The sequence below is a fragment of the Salipiger sp. genome (assembly GCF_059781815.1).
This window is the reverse complement of record NZ_JBYNAH010000088.1, coordinates 5,086-8,380: the sequence shown is the minus strand read 5'-3', so window position 1 is coordinate 8,380 and position 3,295 is coordinate 5,086. Positions and strand designations below refer to the sequence as shown.

Below are 3,295 nucleotides of genomic sequence, written 5' to 3'. Positions count from 1 at the left end.
CTCGCGAAAACCTGAACGTCAGCGCTGGCCCAAGGCAACTGACCGGCGTTAAGATGACAGGATCCCCACCGCCGCCCTGCCGGGCCGGTGACGGGCTCCCGGAGGACCTTGTGCCGCAACGATCCAAGAACTTCACGCCCAAGCGCTCGCGCCCGGTGCAGCTTGCCGACACGATCAAGGAATGGGTCGTCGAGCACCAGCTCAAGGCCGGCGATCGCCTGCCGGGCGAAGCCGAGCTGATCGAACGCTACAGCCGCTCCAAGGGCACCGTGCGCGAGGCCATGCGCATCCTCGAGGCGCAGGGCCTTGTCGAGACCCGCACCGGCCCCGGCGGCGGCAATTTTGTGGCCGAAGTCTCGCCCGACCGGGCGCATTCGCTGCTGGCGAATTTCTTCTACTTCCGCGACCTGTCGATCAAGGACATCTACCAGCTCCGCAAGCTGCTCGAACCCGAGGTCGCGGCGACCCTCGCCGGCAAGCTCAGCGAGGAACAGCTCGCCGCGCTCGAGGCGGTGGTGGCGGAATATCCCGAGCCCGCGAAGACCGTCGAGGAGGAGCGCGCGCAGCATGTCTCGTCGCTGCAGTTCCACGCCCTGCTCGCCTCCTATTCCGACAACCCGCTGCTGGCCTTCGCGGTGCGCTTCATGGCGCGGATGCTGACCGAGCTCACGGTCTGGCGCCGGCTTTACGAGCCGCACAACCGCGCGCTCTGGGAGGCCGGCCGCCGGCACCAGCTCGACCTCGTGAAGGCGCTGCGCGAGGGCGACGCCGAGAAGGCGCGCCGGATCATGCGCGATCACATGGAAGGCGCCGAGGAACAGATGCAGGAGCAGGAGGCCGAGGTGCTGCGCCGCTTCATCGCGGAGTGAACCGGCAGCCTCAGATCTTCGGCGCGGTCTTCGGCGCGCGGCCGCGGTCGACCGCCACCGGCACCACCTCGAGCCAGTCGACATAGGGCGAGGAGGTCGCCCGCCCGAGCAGCGCCTCGAGCGCATCGAGCGGCGCCTCGGCATAGTCGATGCGAAGGGTCAGGGGCGGCCGCTCGGGGTGCAAGACCAGCAGCGCCGCCGATTTCAGCCCGCGCTTGTCGGACGCGTCAGCATCCGCCGCGCGCAGCGCCGCGACCAGCCGCTCGGCCATGCTGCCCACCGCCTCCAGATAGCCCCGCCGCAGCGCCGGCAGCACGCCGTCGCCGCCCAGCATGTTGCCCGCCACGACGAGCCCCGGCTCGGCGATGTGGTTGGCATAAGGCACGCTCGCATCCCCGGTGAACCCCGCTGTCCGCCCCGAGAGATCGAGCGCGCTCAGCTGGCGGTGTCCACGCCCCGGATCGGCGCTTGTGACCGACGCCACCGCCTCGGGTGCGGACGATCCGTCGCGCATGGCGCGCAACACATCCTCGCCCCAGAAGGTCGAAGGTGCGGTACCTTGGCTGGCAGAGAGACCCGAATCGAGCCCGCCGCGCAGCACCCAGCCCCCGACGCAGAGGCTGCCCGTCGCCGCCGCACCGCCGTAAGTGCCGGATTCGTGGTCATGAACGAGAAGCGAGAAGGTCACTGGCGACTCCGTGGAGATTTCAAGTTGAATTTATCACGATAATTTGGCCTGCTTCAATTGATCATGATAATTTGTCGCACACAGCCAACGGAGAGGATGAAAAAATGGACCTGCTGACCTGGACCCGGAGGGGCGTGCTCGCCGCCGGCACCGCGCTTGCCCTGAGTTTCGGCCTTCCTGCCGCGGCGCAGACCCCGCCCGGCGTGCTGATCGTCGGCCAGATCGCCGAACCCAAGGCGCTCGACCCGGCGGCTGTCACCGCGGTGAACGATTTCCGCATCCTGATGAATGTCTATGACGGGCTGGTGCGCTACAAGTCGGGCACGCTCGAGGTCGAGCCGGCGCTGGCGACCGACTGGGAGATCAGCGAGGATGGCACCGAGTATACCTTCACCCTGCGCGAGGGCGTCTCGTTCCATGACGGCAGCCCGTTCGACGCCGAGGCGGTGGTGTTCAACTTCGAGCGCATGCTGAACGAGGACCACCCCTATCACAACACCGGCCCATTCCCGCTGGCCTTCTTCTTCTCCTCGGTGTCGAGCGTCGAGGCGCTCGACACCATGACGGTGAAATTCAGCCTCTCGGAGCCCTACGCGCCGTTCCTGTCGAACCTCGCCTACCCGACCGGGCTCATCGTCTCGCCGGCGGCGGTCGAGCAACACGGCGCCGACTTCGGCCGCAACCCTTCGGGGACCGGGCCGTTCACCTTCGCCGAGTGGCGCAGCAACGAGGCGGTCGTGGTCGAGGCCAACCCCGATTACTGGGGCGGCGCGCCGGAGTTGCAGGCGGTCGTCTTTCGCCCGATCACCGACGCCAACACCCGCACCGCCGAGATGCTGGCAGGTGGCATCGACATGATGGTCGAGGTGCCGCCGGTGGCGCTGTCGCAGTTCCAGGGCGACGCCTTCCAGGTCTTCGAGCAGGCCGGCCCGCATGTCTGGTTCCTGATCCTCAACGCCAAGGAAGGCCCCTTCGCCGACAAGCGCGTGCGGCAGGCGGCGAACTACGCCATCAACAAGGAGGCGCTGGTCAACGACGTGCTCGAGGGCACCGCCGAGGTCGCCGCCGGCCCGACCCCGCCGGCCTTTGCCTGGGCCTATAACGAGGCGCTCGAGCCCTACCCCTACGATCCCGAGAAGGCGAAAGACCTGATCGCCGAGGCCGGGGCCGAGGGCGCGGAGCTGACCTTCTACGTCACCGAGGGCGGTTCGGGCATGCTCGACCCGGTGGCGATGGGCACGGCGATCCAGGCCGATCTCAACGCGGTGGGGCTGACCACGAAGATCGAGACCTACGAATGGAACACCTTCCTCGGACAGGTGAACCCCGGGCTCGAGGGCAAGGCGGACATGGCCGAGATGGCCTGGATGACCAACGACCCCGACACCTTGCCCTTCCTCGCGCTGCGCACCGAGGCCTGGCCCGACAAGGGGGGATTCAATTCCGGGTACTACTCGAACCCGGAGGTCGACGCGCTGCTCGAGAAGGCGCGAGTGGCCACCGACCAAGACGAACGCGCGGCGCTCTACAAGCAGATGCAGGAGATCGTCCAGGAGGACGCGCCCTGGGTCTTCGTGGCGAACTGGAAGCAGAACGCGGTGACCAATGACCGGGTCGAGGGGTTCGAGCTGCAGCCGTCCTTCTTCCTGCTGCTGGACGGGGTGAGCAAGGACTGAGCCTTTTCACAGGGGTTTCGGACCGGGCGTTGCCCGGTCCGACCGGCGCGGGGCGTGGGGCC

3 protein-coding genes are annotated in these 3,295 nt (G+C 67.8%); 2 read left to right on the top strand and 1 reads right to left on the bottom strand.

Annotation, left to right across the window (positions count from 1 at the left end):
- The first annotated feature begins 155 nt into the window (after positions 1-155).
- Entirely contained in the window at positions 156-869 is a 714-nt protein-coding gene (locus AC6RA4_RS12015) for a FadR/GntR family transcriptional regulator (RefSeq protein ID WP_500160585.1), read from the top strand.
- Between the two features lie 10 nt (positions 870-879).
- Here AC6RA4_RS12015 and AC6RA4_RS12010 read toward each other — a convergent pair whose 3' ends face one another.
- A complete protein-coding gene (locus tag AC6RA4_RS12010; protein ID WP_500160567.1) occupies positions 880-1,557 on the bottom strand; it encodes a DUF1028 domain-containing protein in 678 nt (225 codons plus the stop codon).
- 104 nt (positions 1,558-1,661) lie between these two features.
- On the opposite strand from AC6RA4_RS12010, the gene AC6RA4_RS12005 reads away from it, so the two are divergent.
- A complete protein-coding gene (locus tag AC6RA4_RS12005) occupies positions 1,662-3,233 on the top strand; it encodes an ABC transporter substrate-binding protein (RefSeq protein ID WP_500160565.1) in 1,572 nt (523 codons plus the stop codon).
- The last annotated feature ends 62 nt before the right edge of the window (positions 3,234-3,295 follow it).

What these genes read in the sequence shown, in the direction of transcription:
- AC6RA4_RS12005 (WP_500160565.1), top strand. Translation starts at nt 1,662, where the DNA reads ATGGACCTGCTGACCTGGACCCGGAGGGGCGTGCTCGCCGCCGGCACC.